This window comes from Nitrosomonas supralitoralis (assembly GCF_003011925.2).
GTDB classification, from domain to species: Bacteria; Pseudomonadota; Gammaproteobacteria; order Burkholderiales; family Nitrosomonadaceae; genus Nitrosomonas; species Nitrosomonas supralitoralis.
In genome coordinates this window covers 1-1052 of the sequence record NZ_PXXU01000161.1, presented here as the reverse complement: position 1 = coordinate 1052, position 1052 = coordinate 1, and the positions used below count along the sequence as shown (strand labels likewise).

1 protein-coding gene and 1 pseudogene are annotated in these 1052 nt (G+C 47.7%); both read left to right on the top strand.

All coding sequences use genetic code 11. The features are described from left to right. The first annotated feature begins 62 nt into the window (after positions 1 to 62). A complete protein-coding gene (locus C7H79_RS17195) occupies positions 63 to 773 on the top strand; it encodes a hypothetical protein (RefSeq protein WP_197714677.1) in 711 nt (236 codons plus the stop codon). A 73-nt stretch (positions 774 to 846) separates the two neighbouring features. Further along, positions 847 to 1052, top strand: a pseudogene (locus C7H79_RS18585) (hypothetical protein); the annotation flags it as partial.

Genomic DNA, 1052 nt, shown 5'->3' with positions numbered 1-1052 from the left:
ATATATGTCACTCAGACACTAACCCGCTAATCATTCTTATAACCTAAGAGGACTGAAATATCATGAATCATTTAAGAACCAGTGAAATACTGCGTCGGCAAATTGTCGCTAACCCAGTGGCAGATAATGCCAAAGGCAAGAAAACGCTTGATGCTGCTGAGGATGGTGGCGCCAGGTCGTTGAGCGGTGCCAATGAATTTACTATTGCCGATATTACGATGGCCGCTGCTGCCGTAATTCAGCAATGGGTGGAGACTGACGACCTGGCCAATGGAGAGAGCTCCGCTGACCGTCTCCTGGCAATGATGATCGGAATTGCCGATGAAAACAAAGACGGCGAGATTTCCGAAAATGAGCAAGCGGTTCTCGATGTTGCTCTGAATGCGGCCTGGGATTACCTGACCAGCAAAGGCGTATCGGAAGAGGACGCTGACTCATTGTTGAACGACTTCGATGGCGATGTAGCTGAACGTGTTCGTGATCTGGTTGCATCATCTCTTCCAGAAGGCGAAGATGAAGCAAGTTCCGATATCGATGATTTTGTATTCGGTGATGACGACCAGGAACCAGCGCTGGATGCTGCGTATAAAAAGAAAATTGTGATTCGCAAAGGTAAAAAGGTGCGTATCAATAAGCGTATTTCTGGAACGGTTCGTTTGAGTGCAGCGCAAAAAGTGGCTATCCGTAAGGCGCGCATGAAAAGCCACTCCGCTACTGCCCGTATGCGTCGCGCAAAATCAATGAAGATTCGCAGAAAAACCGGACTGAAGTAAACAACCTTGCGTTGAAATCAATGGCGCTGCCGCATTCACAAGTGGCGGCGCCTTTTTTATTGGGTACTATCAAATGAATCAGCCACCAAGCCTTGTTTCAGATTCTCTATCATCGCAATGGGATGGGTTATCACCGCACCTTATCGCCAGCTTTTACGAGGTCAAGAAAATAAAAGAAGGTGTGTGGCAGAGATCAAACGATACCGATCCAAAAGCCGTGTTTGCGCCTCTCACCGAGGCTAGTATGGAACTGTCATTGAACTGGCAAAGCCCGTTTGA